23 protein-coding genes are annotated in these 23,425 nt (G+C 34.2%); 3 read left to right on the forward strand and 20 right to left on the reverse strand.

Features of this window, described 5'->3' with window-relative positions; all coding sequences use genetic code 11:
• Positions 1 to 9 precede the first annotated feature (9 nt).
• Together ACFQ18_RS08460 and ACFQ18_RS08465 are read left to right on the forward strand one after the other, a co-directional pair.
• Complete coding sequence (locus ACFQ18_RS08460; protein ID WP_047184458.1) at positions 10 to 843, forward strand: ClpXP adapter SpxH family protein; 834 nt, start codon at positions 10 to 12, stop codon at positions 841 to 843.
• A gap of 262 nt (positions 844 to 1,105) precedes the next feature.
• Positions 1,106 to 1,288: a hypothetical protein gene (locus ACFQ18_RS08465; RefSeq protein ID WP_204798150.1), complete on the forward strand. Its 183-nt coding sequence runs from the start codon at positions 1,106 to 1,108 to the stop codon at positions 1,286 to 1,288.
• A gap of 333 nt (positions 1,289 to 1,621) precedes the next feature.
• Here the strand turns inward: ACFQ18_RS08465 and pepF are convergent, their stop codons facing one another.
• The 10 genes from pepF to ACFQ18_RS08515 form a co-directional block, all read right to left on the reverse strand.
• Positions 1,622 to 3,433 (reverse strand): oligoendopeptidase F, encoded by a 1,812-nt coding sequence (gene pepF / locus ACFQ18_RS08470; RefSeq protein WP_204798149.1) that lies wholly within the window; start codon positions 3,431 to 3,433, stop codon positions 1,622 to 1,624.
• 103 nt (positions 3,434 to 3,536) lie between these two features.
• The gene (locus ACFQ18_RS08475; protein WP_204798148.1) at positions 3,537 to 4,730 is read right to left on the reverse strand and encodes a competence protein CoiA; all 1,194 of its coding nucleotides are present in this window, start codon (positions 4,728 to 4,730) and stop codon (positions 3,537 to 3,539) included.
• 95 nt (positions 4,731 to 4,825) lie between these two features.
• Positions 4,826 to 5,506: an adaptor protein MecA gene (gene mecA, locus ACFQ18_RS08480; protein ID WP_204798147.1), complete on the reverse strand. Its 681-nt coding sequence runs from the start codon at positions 5,504 to 5,506 to the stop codon at positions 4,826 to 4,828.
• Between the two features lie 393 nt (positions 5,507 to 5,899).
• The gene (gene spxA / locus ACFQ18_RS08485) at positions 5,900 to 6,295 is read right to left on the reverse strand and encodes a transcriptional regulator SpxA (protein WP_047184075.1); all 396 of its coding nucleotides are present in this window, start codon (positions 6,293 to 6,295) and stop codon (positions 5,900 to 5,902) included.
• 345 nt (positions 6,296 to 6,640) lie between these two features.
• A complete protein-coding gene (locus ACFQ18_RS08490) occupies positions 6,641 to 7,768 on the reverse strand; it encodes a putative glycoside hydrolase (RefSeq protein ID WP_084824008.1) in 1,128 nt (375 codons plus the stop codon).
• A gap of 204 nt (positions 7,769 to 7,972) precedes the next feature.
• Entirely contained in the window at positions 7,973 to 8,539 is a 567-nt protein-coding gene (locus ACFQ18_RS08495) for a Uma2 family endonuclease (RefSeq protein WP_047184077.1), read from the reverse strand.
• A 25-nt stretch (positions 8,540 to 8,564) separates the two neighbouring features.
• A complete protein-coding gene (locus tag ACFQ18_RS08500) occupies positions 8,565 to 9,155 on the reverse strand; it encodes a cob(I)yrinic acid a,c-diamide adenosyltransferase (protein ID WP_047184078.1) in 591 nt (196 codons plus the stop codon).
• A 199-nt stretch (positions 9,156 to 9,354) separates the two neighbouring features.
• Positions 9,355 to 9,630 (reverse strand): phospholipase A2 family enzyme, encoded by a 276-nt coding sequence (locus tag ACFQ18_RS08505; protein WP_047184079.1) that lies wholly within the window; start codon positions 9,628 to 9,630, stop codon positions 9,355 to 9,357.
• A gap of 241 nt (positions 9,631 to 9,871) precedes the next feature.
• Complete coding sequence (locus ACFQ18_RS08510) at positions 9,872 to 11,059, reverse strand: amidohydrolase (protein ID WP_047184081.1); 1,188 nt, start codon at positions 11,057 to 11,059, stop codon at positions 9,872 to 9,874.
• A 66-nt stretch (positions 11,060 to 11,125) separates the two neighbouring features.
• Positions 11,126 to 12,106, reverse strand: a complete 981-nt coding sequence (locus ACFQ18_RS08515; RefSeq protein WP_204798179.1) for an NAD(P)H-quinone oxidoreductase — start codon at positions 12,104 to 12,106, stop codon at positions 11,126 to 11,128.
• 206 nt (positions 12,107 to 12,312) lie between these two features.
• Between ACFQ18_RS08515 and ACFQ18_RS08520 the strand changes: the two genes are divergently transcribed.
• Entirely contained in the window at positions 12,313 to 12,543 is a 231-nt protein-coding gene (locus ACFQ18_RS08520; protein ID WP_047184082.1) for a DUF3994 domain-containing protein, read from the forward strand.
• 547 nt (positions 12,544 to 13,090) lie between these two features.
• Here ACFQ18_RS08520 and ACFQ18_RS08525 read toward each other — a convergent pair.
• The 10 genes from ACFQ18_RS08525 to ACFQ18_RS08570 form a co-directional block, all read right to left on the reverse strand.
• Entirely contained in the window at positions 13,091 to 13,795 is a 705-nt protein-coding gene (locus ACFQ18_RS08525; protein WP_047184083.1) for an ABC transporter ATP-binding protein, read from the reverse strand.
• Entirely contained in the window at positions 13,788 to 15,065 is a 1,278-nt protein-coding gene (locus ACFQ18_RS08530; RefSeq protein ID WP_047184084.1) for a hypothetical protein, read from the reverse strand. The genes ACFQ18_RS08525 and ACFQ18_RS08530 overlap by 8 nt, the downstream gene beginning before the upstream one ends.
• A 2-nt stretch (positions 15,066 to 15,067) precedes the next feature.
• Positions 15,068 to 16,219, reverse strand: coding sequence for an ABC transporter permease subunit (locus ACFQ18_RS08535; protein WP_204798146.1), 1,152 nt, complete (start codon positions 16,217 to 16,219; stop codon positions 15,068 to 15,070).
• A gap of 8 nt (positions 16,220 to 16,227) precedes the next feature.
• Positions 16,228 to 16,971 carry an ABC transporter ATP-binding protein gene (locus tag ACFQ18_RS08540; RefSeq protein WP_047184086.1) on the reverse strand — a complete coding sequence of 248 codons (744 nt, stop codon included), beginning with the start codon at positions 16,969 to 16,971 and terminating at the stop codon, positions 16,228 to 16,230.
• Positions 16,972 to 17,788: 817 nt separating this feature from the next.
• Positions 17,789 to 18,646 carry an MBL fold metallo-hydrolase gene (locus tag ACFQ18_RS08545; protein WP_060667521.1) on the reverse strand — a complete coding sequence of 286 codons (858 nt, stop codon included), beginning with the start codon at positions 18,644 to 18,646 and terminating at the stop codon, positions 17,789 to 17,791.
• A 147-nt stretch (positions 18,647 to 18,793) separates the two neighbouring features.
• The gene (gene cydC, locus ACFQ18_RS08550) at positions 18,794 to 20,512 is read right to left on the reverse strand and encodes a thiol reductant ABC exporter subunit CydC (RefSeq protein WP_204798145.1); all 1,719 of its coding nucleotides are present in this window, start codon (positions 20,510 to 20,512) and stop codon (positions 18,794 to 18,796) included.
• A 1-nt stretch (position 20,513) separates the two neighbouring features.
• A complete protein-coding gene (cydD, locus tag ACFQ18_RS08555; RefSeq protein WP_204798144.1) occupies positions 20,514 to 22,241 on the reverse strand; it encodes a thiol reductant ABC exporter subunit CydD in 1,728 nt (575 codons plus the stop codon).
• Between the two features lie 257 nt (positions 22,242 to 22,498).
• Positions 22,499 to 22,945: a GNAT family N-acetyltransferase gene (locus ACFQ18_RS08560; protein WP_204798143.1), complete on the reverse strand. Its 447-nt coding sequence runs from the start codon at positions 22,943 to 22,945 to the stop codon at positions 22,499 to 22,501.
• 47 nt (positions 22,946 to 22,992) lie between these two features.
• Positions 22,993 to 23,187, reverse strand: coding sequence for a hypothetical protein (locus ACFQ18_RS08565; protein WP_225344195.1), 195 nt, complete (start codon positions 23,185 to 23,187; stop codon positions 22,993 to 22,995).
• Positions 23,188 to 23,247: 60 nt separating this feature from the next.
• The gene (locus ACFQ18_RS08570; RefSeq protein ID WP_379566159.1) at positions 23,248 to 23,394 is read right to left on the reverse strand and encodes a hypothetical protein; all 147 of its coding nucleotides are present in this window, start codon (positions 23,392 to 23,394) and stop codon (positions 23,248 to 23,250) included.
• Between the last annotated feature and the right edge of the window lie 31 nt (positions 23,395 to 23,425).

The following is a 23,425-nucleotide window of genomic DNA, read 5'->3' on the forward strand; positions in this document are numbered from 1 at the left end:
GAATTCGATGTGAGTTGGGATCAAACTGAGCTAAAAAAGTTTAATAAGTCAAACACATCGGAAAGCTGCAACTATCTTGACAGTCATTCTAAACCGATTGAAATGTATGTGTTTATAGACCCACTTTGCCCGAACTGCTGGTATTTTGAGCCTTATATAAAAAAGTTTTCGCTTGAATATGGACGATTTTTCACTATCCAACAAATTTTAAGTCCTTCTATAAATCGTGATCAACTGTCTTGCAGAAAATCGTCTTATTCATCTAATAATTTTACTGTTTCTAATCCTTGGATTGTATCTTTTGCTATTAAAGCCGCCGAGATTCAAGGAAAAAGAGCAGGAAAAACATTTTTGAGAAAACTACAAGAACACCTCTTTTTGCGAAATCTTGACATTTCCAATGAACAAATCCTAATGGAAATTGCCCGTGAAGCAAAATTAGATTTAGAAGAGTTTGTAGAAGATATGCACTCCGCCACCGCTAGGAAAGCTTTTCAAAGTGATGTACAGCTTAGACACGAAATGGAAATAGATATAACACCAACTGTTGTCTTTTTTAACCATTCAAATGATGACCAAGGGATTAAAATAGTAGGTCTTTATCCATATGAAGTGTATGAATTTATATTACAGGAAACCTTACAAATTACCCCAATTCCATCAGAGAAACCGCCATTAGAGGAATTTTTAAAACGACATAATATGGTTAGAAGCAAGGAAATTTCCATTGTTTATGATTGGAGTTTATCGAAAACAGAGAAAGAATTGAAAAAGCTGCAATTCAGACAACGAGTAAACCGAATAAATGAAAACGAAAGATGTTATTGGAAATATAAGGAATAATAGTATATTGCAAAAAAAGGATATGCGGGGCAGCGCATATCCTTTTTCATTCTTTGTATAAATACAAAGGGGGATGGGAGAAAGTTTCATGATCAAACAAAAGGGGTATTTGTTTGTGTAATTAACTTACAAATTAATAATAACAAGTATTTTAATGTTTGACAACCCTCTGTTCATAATTTCACAAAATGTTCAATTCTATTATTTTCTTTGTTGCATATACTTGATATAAAAATGAATTCTATGTAAGGAGGGTCTCTTCGTGCAACTACTCTTTCCTCTCTTCTTCTTCGTCTTAGCACTCATTGCATTTGGCTTAAATATTTTAGGAATCATGCAATTAATCCCTATTTATATTACATTACCAATTTTATTTATTGCAATTTATCTCACCATCTATTCTTTGTTCAATCAAAATACATTTCACCGGAGAAGAATGAGATAATTCGTATTTTATGCCTGGAGTTTAGGAGGTGGCTCCCTTCCTTAAATGTGCATCATGGATAAAAGGAATGACACCTTTACTCTAAAAGCTTTATAAAAAAGAAAAAAGAAAAAAGGATATGCGGGGCAGCGCATATCCTTAGTCCGTCTTTGTATAAACAAAGGGGGGATGGGAGAAAGTTTCATGATCAAACAAAAGGGGTATTTGTTTGTATTAAACTTACAACTATATAATATCAAGTTCATGTCGAATTTTCAAGGTTTTTGTTCATGCATTCACAAAAAGTTCAATTTTTTATTTAAAAAGGAGCAGGTACACCTGCTCCTTTGCTTATTAATTTAATAATAGTTTTTCCATTTCATTTAACTTCTCTTCGAAGACATCCAAAGCACCTAAAATGGGCTGTTTCGATGTCATGTCTACCCCTGCTTTTTTCAATACTTCAATTGGGTCATCACTACTTCCTGCCTTCAAAAATTCTAAATAACGCTCTACAGCAGGATCTCCTTCTGTTAAAATTTGATTTGCTAAGGCTGTTGCGGCGGAATAGCCTGTTGCATATTGGTACACATAGTAATCGTAGTAGAAATGCGGAATTCTTGCCCATTCTAAACCAATTTCTTCATCAGATACTACTGCATCACCATAATATTTTTTATTAAGTGCATAATAAATTTCCGTTAATTTATCTGCTGTCAATGCTTCCCCATTTTTTGCCTGAACATGAATATCGTGTTCAAATTCAGCGAACATCGTTTGACGGAATACGGTTCCTCTAAAGCCTTCTAGAAAATGATTTAATAAATATAATTTTTCTTTTTCATCTTCTAAGTTTTTTAACATGTAATCATTTAATAATGCTTCATTACATGTGGAAGCTACTTCTGCAACGAAAATGGAATAATTTCCGTAACGATATGGTTGATTTTTTCTTGTGTAGTAACTATGCAAGGAATGTCCAAGTTCATGTGCTAATGTAAACGTATTATTTACATTGTCTTGCCAGTTTAACAGGACATACGGATTTGTTCCATACGCACCTGAAGAATAAGCCCCACTACGTTTACCTTTATTTTCAACTACATCAATCCAACGATTTTCAAAGCTTTGTTCAAGGATCTTTCCGTACTCTTCACCTAATGGTTTTAGTCCTTTAATAACGTAATCTTTCGCCTCATCATAGCTTATTTTCATCTCCACATCTTTTACTAATGGAGTATACATATCGTACATATGAAGTTCATCCACACCAAGAACTTTTTTACGAAGTTCGATATAGCGATGTAGTAATGGTAGTTTATCATTCACCGCTTCAACTAGGTTATCATAAACTTCTTCTGGAATATTATTGTTATCCAATGCAGATTGTCTTGCAGAGTCATAATTTCGCACTTTCGCTGAGAAATTATGTGTTTTCACTGTTCCGCTTAAAGTGGATGCAAATGTATTCTTGAATTGGCCATACGTATCATACATTGCTTTAAACGCATCTTTACGGACTCTCCTATCTTTTGATTCCATGAAGCGACTATAACGCCCATGTGTTAAATCAATTTCTTCCCCATTCTCGTCTTTAATTGCTGGGAATGGTAAATCGGCATTATTTAACATACTAAAAGTCTGAGAACCTGTCGATAATGCTTCAGAAGCCTCTGCTAATAGAACTTCCTCTTTTTCGCTTAGTACATGTGGACGTTGGCGGTTAATTTCATCTAGAACCTTATTATATTCTTGTAATTCTTTCTTTTCCTGTAAAAAGGATTCCAATTTCGCTTCATCCATCGTAAGAATCTCAGGAACTACATAACTCATTGAACTTGATGCAAGCGTCAATACCGTTTCTGCTTGAGCATTCATTGCTTGGTAAAAGGAATTCGTCGTATCTTGGTCATAGCGCATATGAGCGTATGTATATAACTTCCCTAATCGTTCTCCAAGTTCATCTTGCAGTTTGAATAGATTATAAAGGGTGTCCGCTGATTCGGATAGTTTTCCTTGGAACTTTGTAATTTCAGGAATATCTTTTTGTAATTGTTCAAACTCTTTTTTCCAAAGATCATCGGTTTCGAATATGTCTTCGAGTTTCCATGTTTTTTCTACAGGTACTTCTTCACGTTTTGGTAATTGTTTTGTTGATTGTGCCATTACAAATTCCTCCTTTAATTCCTTATCCTTAATAATTCTAGATTTACTAAAATATTCCTTTTTATTCTCTCCTATTTACTTAGTATATCGAAATACAGTAGATTCATGCTCGGATTTTGTTTCCTTCCTTCATTATTAATTGCTTGATTAACGCCTTATCTCCGTTTACCGCCTCTTCTACGTGAGTATATAACGAAAGCTGCTGATTCATTTTATAGGTATGGTTGGGCAAGATGGATAATATATTTAGTTTTTCTAGAATTTGAAGGTACTCTTTAATTGGGTCATCCTGGTATTGGATTAAAGGATAGGAAGATGTAGGTTTCATTTGTTTTCTTAGCTGATATTGGATGGAATGAAAGGAAATGATACTTCCAATTTCTAAAGGTTGTAGGAGATTCATGCAAATTCTACTTTGCCAATCCCATGGTGGTGATTTCATTCGGTATTGTGCGGACACAGGTAAATATACAATGGAAGGAAGACTTTCTACATGAACTTGTTTCAAATATAACCACTGATACCAAGCTAATTCCATCCCATATAAATTATTTCTTGGTTTAAGACGGAAGTGTAGCTTACGTTTTTCCCACAATGAATAGATTTCTTTTTTCATAAAATGCGAGAGTGCAAACAATTCTTTAAAATGAAATTTCCTAATATCTATTACTTTTAACTTTCCAATTGCTTGGGTTTTTGTAGTAAAAAAGAGATCTTGGATAAAAATAAATTGAAGCGTTTGGGGGCAAAAGTAATATAATACAGTAGGCAGCTCGTAGGAAAATCGATGAATAAATTGTTGCGTGAAGGAGTTGATTTTAAAGGTGTTTTTTCCTTGCCTTTCTAACAGGTTTGCTCCTAAAATCCATATCGGGGTTATTCCAATCGATTGATATCCTCGATTGCGTCTGTTAACTTCCTCTACTGGAATTCTTGCACATTGGTATTCTACTGCAATTTGCTTTTTATTAATTTTCAACAGGATGTCTGGTCGTTGACGGATCTCGGGGATATATTTCTCTAATGTTACTTCTAAGCCTTGTTTCTTTAACCATTGATAAAGTAAAAATTTCCCTTGTTCATGATAGATTCCCTCTCCCCTATCACCCGCAGAACATTGACTTGTTGCATAATGAGCAAAATGCGGAATCATTTTCTTTCCAGCTTTTATTAAAACGGCTTCCTGGCAAGCTGGACAATAAAACTTCACTTCTTTTTGCTTTAGTCTTTCTATTTCTTTTCTTGTTAGATTCATTAGCGTAACCATTTTTCCATTTTTTAATTTTGCTTGCAGCATATGTTCACCACCTCACTACACTAATTCGACAAACATATACAAAATCCTTTATTCATAAAACAAAAAAATAGGCACCCGTTTTAGTTAACGAGCACCTATACCTGTGCAGGAAAGTAGGAACGAATTTGTTCGAAGGCGTTATATTCAAAAAGCTTCTTCCCATATTCTTCTAATACATGAATCGACATATCCGAATCATTTGCAAACTCCAACACTTGACTAATCAGATCTTCTTGTAAGTGGTCATCTAATAGGTCTGGTGAGAATTCCAAATAGAGATAGTATTTATTGTGATAAGAATAAACCGTTTCTTCCACACTATCCGTATCATCTTGGAAGTAATGGCTTAGTTGAATGGCATCTTCAAAATTATCAAACTCAGCGATAATCCACATCCCATCCTCTATCAAATCAATTTCTTCTTCATCATCTTGGCCTAAGTTCTTCCCAAACTTATCTTCAAGGAAATTCTCTAACTTATCCTCTAAGTGACCGTCCAGCATTCCATCCGCTTGTAACTCACCATTGCTACCTATTTTGGCTTTAGTTACAATAATCTCTAAACCTTTTTCAAGAGCTTGGACTTGAATCCACAAAGGACCATCTATGTTAAAATCCTCTTCCTTGTAGTTTACTTCATCCATCATTTGCCAGAAAAGCTGCTCACTTCTTTCCCGATCATACCAAATTTCCTCACGCTCAAAGCCAAGGTCTTCAATGTCTAGATAAGAAATATAAAATTTAACCGTATTTTCATTTATTCTCTCTATATCCATCCTTCTTTCTCTCCCTTCTTCATTAGATAAGCAATTAGCTCACTTTCTAAAGTTCTCTATAAAGTAATAAACAGTAGGTGGAAGAGATTACTTCACCATATCTATATATTGAAAAAATGAAATGCTTTCGCTATGAACTGCTAATTAAACCACTCTGTTAATTCCATTGTATGATAGTGTACGGAATAATGGAAATTAATATGCCTATATATTTTTTATAAATTTTAAAAATAAATCCATTTTGCATATTTCCATACAATCAAAGTAGAATGGTTAATTCATTATTGTAACGGATTTAAGTAATTTTGTCACGATGAAAACTCGCTGTATAGAATAAAAACGCAGAACAATAAATCATTCTGCGTTTTTAACCTTTATTTATATGCAAAATTATTAATTAACCATTCTTTGTGCTTCACGTAGTTGGAATGTACGTACGGTTCTTGGTAAGAATCTACGAATTTCATCTTCATTATATCCTACTTGAAGACGCTTTTCGTCTAGAATAATAGGTCTTCTTAAAAGACCAGGATTTTTCTGAATTAATTGGAACAATTCTTTCATTGGTAATTGTTCAATATTAACATCCAATTTTTGAAAAACTTTAGAACGTGTTGAAATAATCTCATCAGTTCCATCTTCAGTCATACGTAATATTTCTTTAATTTCATCTAACGATAAAGGTTCAGAGAATATATTACGCTCTTTATATGGTATGTTATGTTTTTCCAACCATGCTTTTGCTTTTCTGCAAGATGTGCAACTTGGTGAGGTATAAAGCGTTACCATGTAACTTCACTCCTCATTTCTAAGTATATATATTTCTAAAAATAGCCTATGAAAACTTATTTCATTATTAAATTAAAATAAGTTTAAATAACTCCATTACCTAGTATACTACAATTGTCAAGTTAAAGGTAGAGGTATTTTAGAAATAATAGGTATTTTTCACTGATATTGACAAACGTAACTCCAACTACTACATAAGATACCCTATTCCCTTGCCAATTAAACCAAGTAATCGAAATAAAATATATATGTAATATTGAAAAAGAAGCATTTTCCCTTTCATAAAGGAAAACTGCTTCTTGTTATCTTCGTAAAGACAAGTATGAGAAATCTGCTTTATTATAATCAGCTACCAATTAAATAATCTACATTCTTCGTATAATGGTTTCCAGCATTCCATAATAAAAATTCATTGATTCCATTTTTGTAAAGTGCACGAATTTGCGCTTCCACTTCTTCTACACCATATGCTTTCGTCTTCCCGTTCGTATACAACCATGGCGCTTCAAAGTCTTGGATCCATGGCCTCGATATCGGAGGGGTGTCCAATTTTCCAAGAACATCATTTTCCACTTTCGCGTATTCATCCACTAAGCGAAACGGTTCTTTATCAGGGATAGGTATTCCAAAGTAATTGTTTGACCAATGGCTTGGGTAAATCATGGATGAAATTACATCTACATTTTCTGATATCCGTGAGAAATTTTGACCAATTCCTGGAGCCTCTTCAATCGTTGCTGCATAACCAAATATATCAACAGATACATCTATCTCATAATCCTTTAATTGTTCTTTCGCATAAGCTACAAAATCTGATACAGCTTCTACCCGTTTTTTCACGTTATTCATCTTTAAATTTTCATATTCTCCTGTTGAATATTGCAATATTTCATCTTTCTTCTCAAAGCCTTCTGGAAATCGTACATAGTCAAACTGAATTTCTTGGAATCCCATTTCTGCCGCCATCTTAGCAACGCCTATATTATAATCCCACACTTCTTTCTCAAATGGATTTACAAATGCCTCTCCATTCTTATTTGTCCATACTTGTCCATTTTCAGTAAAAGAAAGATCTGGCCTTTGTTTCGCTAGCATGGAATCCTTAAATACAACCACCCTAGCGATAGGATAAATCTTTTTCTTCTCTAATGTTTCCATCAATGTTTTTGGGTTCGGTATATCGTCAGTAGCGACCGAATGATACGGGGAATCTTTGTCTACCTTAAAGGACAAATTTCCGTAATCATCCTTTACATCGATTACCATCGTATTTAAATCCGTTGTTTCAATCAAATCAATTAAGGAGTTAAAACGTTCAGAACCCGCAGCTTTACTGGAGACATAGATTCCTCTAACTGCATCAGGGTACGTAAAATCGTATTCCTCTGATTCTTCACCATTCATAACATATGGGAAAATTAGACTCGTTATGGTCGTAAATAAAATAAAGTTTAATAAGATTTTTTTCATCATCTGTACCAATCTCCTTTGGATAAAAATTATCGATTGGAAGATGCTAAATGGTGGTTAATGGTGAAATTTATTTAATCTTATTATATGAATGCCTAGGGTTAAATATAGTTTGTAATTAAAGGTTAAAAAGACTGGTATTCACATTTCTTCCATTAAAAACCATTATTAAAAGCCTCCCAATGAAATTGGAAGGCTTATCTACCATTAATCTTCAAATATGTTTTTTAAATCAACACGAAAATCATTTAATACCTTTGATGTAATTTCTCCTGTTTCTTTTTTAATATCATGTTGTTCATACATTTCTTCATCATTTAAGGTATATACTGTTATGGTTTCCAGCATCGGATTGATAATCCAATACTCTTTCACACCATAATCCATATAAAGATTTAGCTTCGTTACTAAGTCGTGTGATTGGTTGGATGGGCTTAAAATTTCAACAATAAGCTTGGGAATCCCTACATATCTAGCATCTGTAAAACCAGTTTTATCACAAATAATACTAATGTCAGGTACAACGATTTTGGTACCTTCTATGTTGTCATTCTTTAATTCGATATCATACGGGGCTGAAAATACCTCGCAATTGCTACTAACTAAAAAATTTCCGAATTTTATTTGTAACTTACTCGATACACGCTGATGCTTTGTAGATGGTGAGGGTGACATGTAAACAAATCCATCAATATACTCCAATATTTCCTCTGATTTTTCACGAACTTGAAAATACTCTTCAAGCGACATAGAACTATTACGGTACAGATACATTTGTATTCCCCTCCATTTCATTCACTTATTGGTTTTTATCCTTCTTATTTGTTCCACGAAACACTCTTGCACTTCTTGCATACTCGACATCAGGAACATTTAATCTTGAATTAATAACACGTGCTACTGCAAATAAATAATCTGAAAGTCGATTGACATATTTTAAAGGGACTGAAGATATTTCTTCCTCTTTCATAAGCGCAACAATCATTCTCTCCCCTCTTCTTGCCACGGTTCTTGCAATATGAATCGTTGCAGATGCATCAGAACCACCAGGAAGAATAAACTTCTCCAGTTCCGGTGCCTCATCAATAAGTTCATCAATTTTGTTTTCCATATACGTAATCGGTTCTTCAGATAATGTCTGTTTTTTATTTTTGGATACATTGGATAATTCAGTTCCACAATCAAATAGTTCATGCTGTATTTTTTCAAGATCATCGATAATATCATGAAAAAGTTTTTTATCACAGCGGAGCTCAGAAATGGCTTTACCTATAAAGGAATTCAATTCATCTAATGTACCATAAGCCTCCACTCGAATATTATCCTTATCGACTCTACCGCCAATTAAACTGGTCTGGCCTTTATCCCCTGATTTTGTATATAAACGCATACGTTCTCCCCTCTCCTGTTCCTATTGCTAATTATCCTAATTATAGCAAAAGAAATATAGACAATCGAATAATCCATTGCCTTATTCAGACGTTTTTGACTTTCTCACTTAAAACCTGAAATCTCATGGGACTTCTGGCAAAGATAAAAATAGGAGCAATACAGAAGCCCCTATGTTTTTAAAGTGTTTTTACTATTCCCTAATTATAAAACGACTTCACCTTCATTAAATGATAGAGTGTTCGCGCTTGTCGTCCCTTTTGGGTATATGGATTAATTTTAGGCTCTAGGCGACGAAGAAACACCTGGTCACAGGCGTGTCTATTTCCGTTCCTTCTGTAGCATTCATCATGTGCTTTACAAATAGCATCGACATCATTGATTGGCGCACCAGGACCACTACATCCTGGTCCACACCATCTGTAGCCAGGAAAAACACAAAACCGAATACCTCTATTTCGTTTATGAGGTATCATATTTCTCCCCCCCTTTACAAAATGAATAATTTGTTTCTACTATAGAATATTCGGAGGGTTTTAGAATGGTATGAACGATTACCTACTTTGCCTTTGGCTGATAAAGAAAACTTCCATCAGTCGGCTTTTTCCTTCATCCCCCACTGATGTTATCGGACCTTTACGGGCAGTTGATCTCCCACCTACCTTCTTTGTTCCTCGAAAGCTTGGGGGGGTAATTGGAGATTAGGGAGCAAATAATTTATTCCTTATCTAAAAAATGACAAACAATATGCCCCACTGATTTAGCTGCAACAAGCATCGCATCTTCGTCAATATCAAATTTCGGATGGTGGTTAAAGTAAGGTTGCTGAACTCCCTTTGGGGTACAACCGATATAGAAATAAGAACCAGGGATTTTTTCCAGATAGTATGCAAAGTCATCTGATGGCGACAGTTTAGGGAATTCTTTCACTTCTTTGATGTCACTATCTTGTATCCCATTTAGGGTATCGGCAACAAATGATGTCAATTCAGGATCGTTATACAATGGTGGATAGTCCGGTGTATACGTAAGTTCACAAGTAACATCGAATAATTCTTCCAGTCCCTTCACAATCCTTTTGAATTCTTTGTCAATCACTTCCCGCGTTTCATCATTAGAATAACGTACGTCCCCCTCAAGTTCAATGCTATCTTTAATTATATTAAAGCTTCCTTTTCCGTCGAATGATCCAATGGTTACAACACCAGCTTCCATTGGATTTACACGGCGACTAACAACTGTTTGTACCGCTGTTACAAAGTAGGAACCCGCAACTATTGCATCATTTGCTTTGTCAGGAGATGATCCATGTCCACCTTTTCCTTGAATTTTCAATTTAAAATAAGTTCGACCATTAAAAGAATATCCACTATGATATCCAACTGTACCTGCTGGCGCCACTGGTAATATATGAATACCAAAGATGGCATCTACATCATTGAGTTTTCCAGATTCCATAATACTTTTTGCACCACCAGGAGGCTGCTCCTCTGCATGTTGATGAATTATTTTTATCGTCCCTTTTATTTGATCCTTTAGTTGGATCAGACAGTCAGCCAAAATTAACAAATATGCTGTATGAGCATCATGTCCACAAGCATGCATGACACCTTCATTTTTCGACCTAAATGGAACATCCGCTTTTTCCGTGATTGGCAGAGCATCAAAATCCGCGCGAAGGCCAATTGTCTTTCCCTCCGATGCTCCTTCTATCGTTACAATAATTCCATATCCGTTTCCTACATTCGTTTCTATTTCAACATCTTTTCCTTTATAAAAATCAGCAATGTATGCTGCTGTTTTTTCTTCTTTAAATGAAAGTTCAGGATGTTCATGTAGATATCGACGTATTTTAATCATCTCATCTTCTCGTTCTTCAAGCATTTTCATTAATTCATCTTTCATCATGTAAATCTCCTTTATAACATTGATTTTACACCTTTATTGTTAGTCGATGCCGCTACAACTGTATTAAAGACTTTGCCGTAAAATAATTTTCCCGATATTGCGATTTTCTTCCATATAATTATGCGCTGTTGCTACTTCTTCGATCGGAAAGACAGTATCAATAATAGGTTTTATATTTCCACGTTCTAAATGTGGCATAACAACTTCAGCAAATTCCTTGGTTAAATCAGCCTTATATTCATCACTTCTTGGAGTTAATAATGTCCCAGATAGCTGCACATACTTAGCAATTAACTCCATTAAATTTACTTTTTCCACAACGCCTCCACCAAGTACTCCGATTAGCACCCATCTTCCGGCCTTTTTGATGCTTGCTAAGTTTTTCTCCCAGTAACTAGCACCAATAAAATCTAAGATAACATCGACCCCTTCTCCATCTGTTGCTTGTAAAACTTCTTCATCAAAGGATTGTTCTTTATAATTGATCAATGTATCAGCACCAAGTTGTTTACAGAATTCCAGTTTCTCTTTGGAACCGGCTGTTACAATAACCTTTGCATCGGAAACTTGCTTGGCTAACTGGATAGCTGCTGTCCCCACACCACTCGCACCTGCATGAATAAGCACTGTTTCATGTCGCTTAAGTTTTCCAATCCAGTAAAGTGTTTGGTACGCTGTTAAAAAGACTTCAGGAATAGCCGCCGCCTCCTCAAATGAAAGGTTATCCGGAATTTTTAACGCCCGGTTAGCTGGCATAACGGCATACTCTGCATAGCCACCTCCATTTACTAATCCCATTACACGGTCACCAATTTTAAAGTGTCTTGTTTCGGAAGTTTTTTCAACTATACCAGCCAACTCAACTCCCAATATTGCACTTTTGGCATAACCTGATTTTCCCTCTCTTGTTACAATATCGGTACGATTTACAGCGGCGGTCTCGACCTTTATTAATAGTTCCCCATCCGATAAAGTTGGAATCGGTAAGTCCGTTAATTCTAGTTGATCAGATCCGCCTGGCTCCCTGACAATAATTCCTTTCATTTTCATTTAAATTCTCCTTTCTATCTTTTCATTGCTCTGTAGGTACTATTTAAAACTTACGCCTATTGGCAAAAATTAGTCAAATAATAAATTTATAACTTTAAAGATATAGTCCATCGATGTTTGTTAGTCAAGGTAAACACAAGGGTCAGCTGGGCCATTGACGTAATAAGTCATTATTTGCATGACTAGTATAGGTATTTTGGTTGTTAATTATTAACCGTTGGGAATGGGATTACATCAGAAGAGTTGTTTATTTTCATCACGACTATGTGTATAAAGATGGGAAAAAACAAAAGGAAAATCGTAATATAATGTCAATGAAATTACAACGATTTAACGGTGAAGGAATTCAACTTTTTGATTATAAAAAGATGAAAGCGATGGAAAGAATAAATGATGATTTTACTACAAATAAAATAAAATTTCTTCTTTAAAAGATACATAAAACTATTCCTTCATTCAATTTGGATGAAGGGAATTTTTCAGCAAAAAAATCCTGCACAATCATAAACTTACTTCACTCTTTCAGTTTCTTTTTTGGAATTCTTCACCTACAATAAAGGAGCAGTTTATAAAGACGCCTCATTTGTTTTGGTTAAGTATGGTATAAATTGAGCAAATTAGTATATGAATCCGGATTCTCTAAATAGAGAAGATCCAACATCGTCTCCACCTCTTTTTCGTTATTTTGGCGCCTACGGTAACTAACTGATCGCATATCGATATTTCAATCTGTGTCCTGATAACGATTTTTTCATTTCTAGGAATTTAGCAAATAAGGATAACCCTTGGGCTACCCTTTGTAACTTTTTGGTATATTGTCAATGATATAGACATCATTTTCGATAAGTATTTTGAAAAGATATAGAGTCAATTTGAAAATGAATGTGTCTACCGCGTTTTCCTCTTTTAGTTCAAAGTCCTAAGTTTAATGGTAATAGTCACTATAAAATCAGTGTTTTTCCTTTGGGTGAAGAAATATCATGTGGTGATACTGAGGTATAAATTCTCCAGATTCCCCATGTTGTCACCGATATACTCTAAACTATTATTGTATATTATTCCAACCTCGTCAGCTAACTTTTCACCTAAACCCATAATATGAGTGGAAAGTAAAATTAAACAACCTGTGTTAGCCAATTCTCTCAAAACATTTCTAAATAAAACAATCTGTTTCGGATCGAGGCCATTTGTTGGTTCATCCAGCAATATTATTTTAGGCTGATGAATAACAGAAATAATAAATGCAACCCTTTTTTTTGTGCCTTGGGATAAGGAATCCATAGGCTGGTTACGATATTCCATTAAATTAAAAGTATCTAGCCATTTTTCTATCTGATTCTCTAAAAATCCTTGTTCCAGGCCTCTTAACTGCCCTACCAATCTTATCATTTCTATAGTAGTCAAAAATGGATAAAAATACGGGTATTCCGTTAAATAACCTATATTTTTATTAAGGAATTCCTTATCTTCTTTTCCAAAAGAATTAAACAAAGTAATAGTACCTAATGTAGGTTTTATCGAACCCGCTAATAAATTAAGAAAAGTAGTCTTTCCCGCACCGTTCGGTCCTAAAAGTACATATATTTTCCCAGAACTAAGTGTCCAATTTATATTATCAAGAGCAACTTTTTCTTCATAGGAATGAGAAAGGTTGTTTATTTGTATATTGAAACTATCAAACATAGAGTACACTCCTAACTGTTTTTTCATGATAAACGACCCTCACAAAAATAATTCCTAATATTATAGCTTCTATTAAGAGTAACTTACCAGAAATAAGGAGGCTTCCAAATACTGACAACATGCTTATACCCGAAATTATTACCCCTACCATATTTATACGATAATACGTGCGCGAATTGAAATCAGAAAACTTTAGTCCAATAAAAATATATATTATACTGATTACAAAGTTAAACATTACAAGTTGAAATATATCATTAGTAATATCTACGACGGATAGATTGTAATAAATACTCCAGAACAGATAAATACTTAAACCAAATAAAAATACCAGTGAAAAGCAAATAAACCATTTCTTGACAATAAGCTTTTTAGAAGATACTCCTGTGTATTTATATAAGTAAATTGTTGACTCTTCTAGGCCAATAATATTTAAAGTCCATGCATCATGCATTAGAGTCACCAAAATTAAAGTTACTAGTAAAATAACATTGAATGGTAACTTCGATTCTAATAAGAAACCTATTTGTCCTACTACCAATAATATTGTTAGGGGCACAATTCTTTGGGGATTAAATAGTAATATTAATTCCTTTTTTATAATAGGATTCCCCGACAAAATGGTCCCCCGTTTCTTTCGTTTAAATTTATTTATTTCATAAAGACGTTTTTCCCAACTCTTTTTTGAACACCAATAAAAAAAGAAAGAAAAAAGAAAACTGGCTATTATCTTAATTCCTAAATGCCCCTCAAGTAAACTCGTTATAACAATTAATAAGGTACCTGCTAAATGAATTAACTTCCACTTTTTATCTAGATGAAAGGTTAAAAATATATAAGGTCCCAGGAACCCCCCCAGAATAACTTCTGTTTGGTACTCAAATATACGACCAGGGTAATTTGAATAGAATATTAATGAACCAAATAAAATAATACTTATTAAAATAATGGGCATGGCCAACTTTAAAATGTAATACCAGGTAATAATACTTACTTTATAAGTTGTAAGATATAAAAAGGATACTTCTTCGCTATCATACTGACTAAAACTAATAAATACTCCTATTATGATACCTATTAAAAGGGACGTTGAACTAATGATAAGCGGCTGATTGAATTGTAAGATAATAGGATAAAAACTTCGGAGGGAATATGCTAGCCCCAAAATAAAAAGCACAACAATGGCCAAGTCGGTTCCCTTCCAATTTCTTATTTTTCCTTTAAACAGTTTTTTGAATAAGTATAGGGCGATTCGTAAATTTTTTGTCATAGTTACCCCAAAGTATACTTCTCCTTTTTAAATAATTGAATAAATATCATCATTAATAGAATAGTGTAAAAAATCGTAGATAAAATCGAAATAGATATAAAAGATGTAGATATCTCATTGATCAATATGCTCTTTATAGATAATACACTATTAACTACAGGGATCAATGCTAGTTTTAAATCTGTACCCTTTTCCATCATTGTACTTATAAACCCAACAAATATAATAACTATATATAGAGGCATAATATATGAATTGGCTTCTTTAACGTTTTTGGAAAAAATCCCTAGAATTAAAATTATATTACTGAAAAACAATGATATTGGGAATAATATTGTCAACAATAGAAAGAAATTCACAATATCAATATTAATTAGATTTTCCATATCTAACATATTTGCTGAAATTAAAGATCCCACTATAAACCCTGTTATAGTTAGTAAGGAGGTTATTATACCAAAAAAACTGGTAGATAGAACCTTGCCCAATGCTATTTCACTACTACTTTGACTTGAGGTCAATAATGTAACTAAGGTATTCCTTTCTTTCTCGCCAGCAGTATTATCAACACCAATTCCCATTATACCCGCGATAACACCAATCAGTATTATGTATGGGATTATAGAAACCAATTGACTACGTTGACTCTCGGGTGTAACATCCGTTGATTGAAATTTAAAATCATATAAACTTGTTGTGTCTATATTTTCTAAGCTATTTATAAAATCATTTAACTGATTCTTTTCTATTAGAGAAAACCATGCTTTTACCTTTTCATAACTTGCCAATGATTTTGGAGAATTTGCCTTATATTGATAACTTACCTTGATTTTACTTCCATTTCTAGCGAGATTCATAATGCCTTCTATCTCATCATCTAACAAGACCTCTTTTTTTCTGTCTCCCTCATATATTATAAATGGTATAGTCTGAAAATTTTCCCGAATAAATCGAGCATCATTCTTTTCTAGTGCTATAGTAGGTATATTCGATTGAGCAGCATCTAAACTTTTTTCTTGAAAGTAAGTAACACCAATCATTAATCCAGGATAAAATACTAATGTACTAATAACAATAGTTAACATAACTCTAAAATCTATCAATGAATGCTTTACTTCTTTTTTAGCTAATATATAAGATTTGAAAATTTCCAATTTAAAAATCACATTCCCATTTTAACATTTTTATTATAACGTGTAACATCAAAAAATAAATCCTCCAGTGAATTGTAATTATTAATTACATCCATTGTGTTACTTTCATAAACTAAGTTTCCTTTGTTTAAAACAATCAACCGATCACACATTTTTATATCAGTGATAATATGTGTTGAAATAATAATAGAAGTCTGAGTTTGTTTTAATTTTTTTATTATTTCTCGAACGTAATAAGCAGCTATTATATCTAACCCGTTGGTTGGTTCATCAAGTATAAGTAAATGTGGTTTATGTAATAATCCTCGCGCAATAGAAATCTTTTGTTTCATTCCTGTTGAAAGATGACTGATTTTTTTATATAGATAATAGTCAAAATCTAACAAACTTGCCAATTCTGTTATCCTATTAAAGGCCTCTTTTTTGCCGTAACCATGCACTCTACCAAAATAATACAGGAATTCAAAAGATGTCATGGACCCATATAAACCGGTTTCTACTGCGACATATCCAATGTCATCTTTAATTCCTCTGTTATGAGTTGAGGTGTAATTATTATTAATTTTAATTGTACCTTCAGTAGGTAATGTAAGTGAAGCTATCATTCGTAACAAAGTAGACTTTCCCGCACCATTAGGGCCAACTATCCCTAAAATTTCTCCACTATTTAGTTTAAAGCTAACATCATTTACAGCCTTAATTTGTTTTTTCTTACTCGAAAATACTTTGCTAATATTATTTACAGTTAACAATTTTAATTTACCTCCATTAAATGGAACAAAAAAGCCACTAAGTGGCTTTTGACTTTTTCATTAATTTCTATTAATAACTTATTAAACATTCTATTTCCCTATGAAAATTAAAAACAAATTTTTGATTACACTGGACGAACAGAACAAAAGGTTATTACTTCAGTTTATAAGCAAAACTGCCCTTAAAATATTCTGTTCGCCAAAGACCAACTCACCTGAAAACTTTCATAATTGCTTTTCTAATCTATATTATTTATTAAAAGCAATTATTTAATGAACGATACTAGGGTTTATAAGGACTCCACCAATAACAATTAACCCACCAACAATCCAAACCATTCTTTCATCCCCCTTTGATGAGTACTCTAATTTAGTAGATTATGAGTTACCTTTCCCTTATTAAGCCTATTGGATTATATTATTTTTTTCTCCAGTTATCTTGATTCCAGATAAAATTCCTTCCAAATTAGCCGAAAGACATGTCACGGACGTTTCCCCAACAATTCCCGGTTCTTTTGGTCGTGATAACACGCGTCACGGACATTTACTCAACGATTCCCGGCTATTTTGGCCGTGACAGCACGCATCACGGACGTTTCCTCAACGATTCCCGGCTATTTTGGCCGTGATAGCTTGCATCACGGACATTTACTCAACAATTCCCGGTTCTTTTGGCCGTGATAGCTTGCATCACGGACGTTTCTTCATAGATTTCCTATTTTTTGTCCGTGATAATCCCATGACTAATTGGAACAGCTGTTATTGAATATGCATCATGCAAACAAGCCCTGCTTATTACACAAGGCTTGTGCATACTTTAGTGTAAATTTTTATCGACATACTTCCCATAATCTGGTACTGCAATACTATCAAAGTGTAAAATTAACTCTTCTAAGCTCTCTGATAATTCCTCACCAAACATAGGAAACCCATGTCCAGTAACGGCAACTGATGGATTCAACGCTGCTAATTTTTTAACCGACTCCTTTGCGGCTTTCCAATCTGTTGTAAGATATCGTGGTGGTCCACTTATTTCCTGTTCCTGTGTTAAAACTTTATATAAATATTCTTGCTTAACGGTAACAAATGCATCTCCCGCTATTAATGCTCTGTCTTTTTCTCTAAAAAAGGAAACATGTCCTGGTGCATGCCCCGGTGTATGAATCCATTGAAATTCAGGCATGTGAGGAACCGATCCGTCAGAAGGAAGCATTTCAATATGATTTCCTAAGTCAATTGGTTCATTAGGGAATATAGGTGACATTTTTGAAACCATGCCACCTTCTACCGTTGGGTCTGGTTCTGGATAAGCCTTCTTACCTGTTAGAAAAGGCATCTCTAATTCATGTGCATACACAGGTACTTGCCAATGCTCAACCAATTCTATGATAGCCCCTACATGATCAAAATGACCATGTGTTAAAATAATCGCTTCCGGACGACTGTTTTCACCAAATCGTTCTTCTGTAGTCGAGATAATTTCATCTGCAGAATGTGGCATTCCTGCATCAATTAATACAAATCCTTCAGATCTGGAATTTCCAACTAAACAAATGTTAACAATTTGGACTGTATGACAATATAAGTCCGGTAATACTTCTAGCCCCATTCCACTTTGGATGGACGTTGTAGGTATATATTTATAATCACTACCATAATTCATTTCTTGATCCAATTGTATTCCTCCTTGAAATTTCCGCACTTCAAAAATATTGTTCCCGAAAGCGCCCGTCCCAATTAATCCAGATTTTACATGTAATCCAATCATAAAAAGAGCTTTGCCCACTTGGCAAAAGCTCTTTTTACGGTTGGATTATATATGTTAAAAAACACTCTGCTCAATTTGTTTCATTTCATAAAAATAACCTTTTTTCTCCATTAGTTCATCAAATGTCCCTACTTCAACAATTCTACCGGATTCCATTACAATTATTTGATCCATGCTTTCTAATCCTGTTAAGCGATGGCTGATAAGGACAACGGTATCCTCTTTTGCTTCTTTAAATAAATAGTTATAAATATATTTCTCGGTCAATGCGTCAATGGATGAGGTCGGCTCATCCAACAGCCATATTGGAGCTTTCTTTAGCAATACTCTAGCGATGGCGAGTCGCTGTTTCTCCCCTCCTGAAAGATTCTCTCCCTTTTCTAACACTTGGTCGTTTAAAGTAAAATGATTGAGTTTAACTTTTTCCAATATATTTTCCATCTCTTCATCCGTCAATCCGTTTTTGGCAATCATTAAGTTTTCACGAATCGTTCCGTAAAAGAAATGATTCTTTTGCAGTACAACGTTTGTGTTTTTCCAAATGCTTTCTTGTGACAATGAATTTAGCGATTGATTATTCATATAAATTTCACCTTGGTTAACCGGGTACATTTGTAATAATAATTGCATCAACGTTGATTTACCGGATCCACTTGGACCAACAATAGCTGTTTTGGAACCAGGAGGTAACGTAAAGGATATATCAGATAAGGTATCCCTTGTTTCATCAGGAAATGCAAATGACACCTCATTTACTCTAATATATGGAGATTTCGTTATAGACAATTTTTCTTTATTATCTTTCGACGATTCCTGTTCTTGCTCCGTACGAACAACGTTGTTTAGTCTTGTTGCAGCTTGTCTGCTATCCTCCAAGTAACTCGGAAATACTGACATGGATGTGGTATTTTCAAATGCGGTTAATGATACTATCACAAGCATAGCGAGGAAGATTCCATCTAATTGTTCCGTAGCGACTAAATAAGCTCCAAAAACTAGCACAGTGAACGACACAACTAGGGATAAGAATGTATTAGATGATTCACTTAACAAGTTATGAACACTTTCATGTTCTTGTTCTTTTAAGTAGACATCAGCAGAATGACGTAATCTACTTTCTTTTATTTCTAGTTTTTGGTATATCTTTAAATCACGAAATCCAAATAGAAATTCAGATATTTCAGTAGATAGTTCTCCACGACTTTCCCTAACTCTCCGTTCTACTTTTCTTTGTTTGAATGCAATAATTGCTGGGAATATAAACGTTGTCGAAATAAAACCAACAAGTATAATCAATGTTACCTCTATTGAAAAAAAGGCTGTGAAGAAAATAGTACTTAAAAATACGAACATTAAAACAATTGGAGGATAAAATACACGTAAAAAGAAATTTTGTAGTGTCTCTACATCGCCAACAATCCTTGAAAGAAGATCCCCGCTCCTATATCTTTGAAAAATAGATGGCACTAATGGCTCGAGCCTTTCATAAAAAGAAACGCGTAAATGACTTAACATAGTAAATGTTCCACGATGCGAAAAATAACGCTCCCCATAACGACTTAACGCCGAAATAATTCCCAGCATTTTAACAGACGCAACTAGAATCATCAACGTATAAATAGGAGGTACTAGAGCCGACTTGGAAATTAAATATCCACTTAATGCGAATAAACCAATTGCCGTTGTTCCTGCTATAAATCCACAAAGAATGGAGATTATAATATCTCGTTTCTCCACGAACATTACTTTAGTAATCGTGATTAATTCTTTCATTTTAGAGCCTCCCCTGCTGTACAGAGACCATATTGCGATACGTTTCATTTGATTTTAGTAATTCATTATGTGTACCGGATGCTATTATTTCCCCATTATCCATGAAAAGAATCTTGTCAGCATTTTTAATCGTATGAAGACGATGTGCAACCGTTATAACCGTGGATTTCTTTGATAATTCTTTCATCGAAGACTGCAAGATACGCTCGGTCTGTAAATCTAAACCAGTTGTTGGCTCATCAAATAGAATAATCGAAGGGCTATTTAAAAAAGCTCTAGCGATGGCGATCCGCTGTCTTTCCCCACCCGAAAGACCCCTTCCCGCTTCTCCAATTGGTGTATCATATCCATTACGGAGGGATTCGATTAATTGTGAAATCCCGGCTTTTTGAGCAGCTTCCATTATGTCTTTCCTCGTAACATTCATGTTACCACCAACCGCAATATTCTCAGCAATGGTACCAGAGAAAAGATATGGATCTTGTGAAATATAGCTTATTCCATCAAACCAAGCCTTTTCACTGTATAATTTTCGTGGGTTTTCATTTAAAAGTACCTCCCCTTTAGAAAGGGCAACAAGACCAGCAATAACATGCAATAATGTTGTTTTTCCAGATCCAGTTTTACCAACAATTGCCACTTGTTCAAATGGTCTTATTAATACATTGATGTTTTTTAAGGAAAATGTGTCACCTTCCCCGTAACTGAATTCTACTCTACACAATTCAATAGTAGGTGGTGTGGTACTATTTAAATGTCCTTCTCCCCATTCAACAGGTTTTACGGAAGAAGCTAATTCATACTCTAATTTTTTAAATGCCCCCATGCTCCCTCTACCTGTATGAAAGGCACTACCTAAATCCCTCAATTTCGTATAAAACTCGGGGGCCAATACTAACATAAGAAATCCAGTATAAAATGAAAGGTCTTGAAAAATAATCATGCGAAAAGCAACTTCTAATGCAATCAGTCCAATACTTAGCATAGAAATAAATTCTAGTGCTAAGGAATTTTGGAAAGCAATTTTTAGTACGTCCATCGTTGCCTCTCTAACCCCTAAACTCCCCTTTCGAATCGCTTCTTTTTGTTTAACGGATTGACCAAATAATTTCAGGGTAGTAAGCCCCTGTAACGTATCAAGGAATTTCCCAGAAAAAGCTGACATTTTATCTAATTGTACTTCCGTTTTATCTTTTGTTTTAAGCCCAATTACCATCATGAATATAGGAATAAATGGTGCCGTTATTAAAATGATAGCTCCTGTAGCAACATGCTCTGTGAAAATAACAAGAAGAATCATAAGTGGTATAATACTTGCCTGAAACAACTGTGGAATATAATTACTAAAATAACTATCAACCTCATCTACCACATCCATCATTACACTAACCTTTTGACCTGACTGCCCTTGGATAGAGGTTTGTACTGGATTGGTAGAGAATTTATGTAACAGTGAGTTTCTAAGGTCACGTTTTACCTTGGAAGCCATCTCAATTCCAATTCTTCCACTTACATAATGAAAAAATGTTCTTGCAAAAAGAACTGCTAATAGCCCAAGTAATAGGGGAATAACTTCAGAGAATGAATCATTTTTTAGAAAAATACGATCCACGATTGTGACAAATAAGTAACTCTGCCCAATCATTGACGTACCCGACAATATGGCAAAAAAGCCTAATAGAATTAACTTTTCTTTCTGTTTTTTTGCCATACCTTTAAGCCCAATCATGATTTTGCCTCCCGAACATAGTACTGAACGCTTTCACAAAATTATACATAACTAGTATGATACTTGCAAAATAATAGGGATGCGGTTAATTGGCATTATACTAAGAAAATTAGGCATTCACCATTGGGCTTGGCGAATGCCTAATCGCACGAAGGTTTATACTTCCCATTCATCCAGCATGTATGTTTTATTCCAATCATAAGCTTGGGAAAGATAACTTTAACATTATACGAAAACGAATGAACCACTCAAGTATTTTAAATTTCATTATCTAAATTTATTTCCATCATTGTAGAAATTTCCTGAAAACCAAGCTTTTGATAAAGGTGTTTTATATGATTTCCCGAAAATACATTCAATTGAACTTTCGTATGTCCTTCTTCTTTCAAACGCTTGAGGGCTTCTTTACACAGTATTTCCGCTAATCCTTGTTTACGATAAGGTGGGAGAACATAAAGTTCGGGAATAATCCCGACTGTATCATCTGTATAATAGTCAATGGTACTAGCAACAGCAATCCAACCCTTTATCACATTATTTTCAATATAAACAAGATAATAACCATCAGTTAAAAACGGTAAGACCATTTGACGTGCTTTTCCCTTTGTTGGAATAACATACCCCATGCTTGCTTCTTTCAATACATCTAATGAATGATTCAATATTTTTTGCGTTTCACGATAAGTAGCTTTTCGAATAGTCATCTTTTCATCCCCTCAAAATGATAACTTTTTAATTCACCTAAACGATTCTACTTACAACATCTAAAAATTCTAAAACCAAGCACCTCTTTGTAATCTTCCGTTAGTTGTTCATGTTTTTCCAGTATTTCAAAATATTTACTATCAATATCTTCTGAAAGTGTAAAATCAGCACTAAGTTCTAGATCCACCTTGATAGGTAATTGTAAGGATAAATACCTTTTTCTTGCTTTATCCAACATCATTTTATTGCAGTCTAGAGATGTAACATGACACTGATATTTTTTTGAAATGTATGCACTTGTTTAACCGGTTCCGCAACCAGCATCAAGAATCGATTGCTTTTCATCTATTTCTTCCTTGGATAATATTCTTTTCGTTAATGGAAGCCCACCTGGATGAGCGCCCCCAACACCAAATAATGCTAAACAATCAAGATAATTGTTATTCAAGCGTAGCCCCACTCCTTTGTGTCAAATAATC

This window comes from Oceanobacillus caeni, assembly GCF_042678465.1.
Classification (GTDB): domain Bacteria; phylum Bacillota; class Bacilli; order Bacillales; family Amphibacillaceae; genus Oceanobacillus; species Oceanobacillus caeni.

Bases quoted from the DNA above. Each gene is read 5' to 3' on its own strand.
- cydD (WP_204798144.1), bottom strand. From the start codon at position 22,241: ATGATTGGGCTTAAAGGTATGGCAAAAAAACAGAAAGAAAAGTTAATT.
- ACFQ18_RS08530 (WP_047184084.1), bottom strand. From the start codon at position 15,065: ATGACAAAAAATTTACGAATCGCCCTATACTTATTCAAAAAACTGTTT.
- mecA (WP_204798147.1), bottom strand. From the start codon at position 5,506: ATGGATATAGAGAGAATAAATGAAAATACGGTTAAATTTTATATTTCT.
- ACFQ18_RS08565 (WP_225344195.1), bottom strand. From the start codon at position 23,187: ATGATGTTGGATAAAGCAAGAAAAAGGTATTTATCCTTACAATTACCT.
- ACFQ18_RS08510 (WP_047184081.1), bottom strand. From the start codon at position 11,059: ATGAAAGATGAATTAATGAAAATGCTTGAAGAACGAGAAGATGAGATG.
- pepF (WP_204798149.1), bottom strand. From the start codon at position 3,433: ATGGCACAATCAACAAAACAATTACCAAAACGTGAAGAAGTACCTGTA.
- ACFQ18_RS08500 (WP_047184078.1), bottom strand. From the start codon at position 9,155: ATGCGTTTATATACAAAATCAGGGGATAAAGGCCAGACCAGTTTAATT.
- cydC (WP_204798145.1), bottom strand. From the start codon at position 20,512: ATGAAAGAATTAATCACGATTACTAAAGTAATGTTCGTGGAGAAACGA.
- ACFQ18_RS08515 (WP_204798179.1), bottom strand. From the start codon at position 12,106: ATGAAAGGAATTATTGTCAGGGAGCCAGGCGGATCTGATCAACTAGAA.
- spxA (WP_047184075.1), bottom strand. From the start codon at position 6,295: ATGGTAACGCTTTATACCTCACCAAGTTGCACATCTTGCAGAAAAGCA.
- ACFQ18_RS08475 (WP_204798148.1), bottom strand. From the start codon at position 4,730: ATGCTGCAAGCAAAATTAAAAAATGGAAAAATGGTTACGCTAATGAAT.
- ACFQ18_RS08495 (WP_047184077.1), bottom strand. From the start codon at position 8,539: ATGTATCTGTACCGTAATAGTTCTATGTCGCTTGAAGAGTATTTTCAA.
- ACFQ18_RS08505 (WP_047184079.1), bottom strand. From the start codon at position 9,630: ATGATACCTCATAAACGAAATAGAGGTATTCGGTTTTGTGTTTTTCCT.
- ACFQ18_RS08525 (WP_047184083.1), bottom strand. From the start codon at position 13,795: ATGTTTGATAGTTTCAATATACAAATAAACAACCTTTCTCATTCCTAT.
- ACFQ18_RS08560 (WP_204798143.1), bottom strand. From the start codon at position 22,945: ATGACTATTCGAAAAGCTACTTATCGTGAAACGCAAAAAATATTGAAT.
- ACFQ18_RS08490 (WP_084824008.1), bottom strand. From the start codon at position 7,768: ATGATGAAAAAAATCTTATTAAACTTTATTTTATTTACGACCATAACG.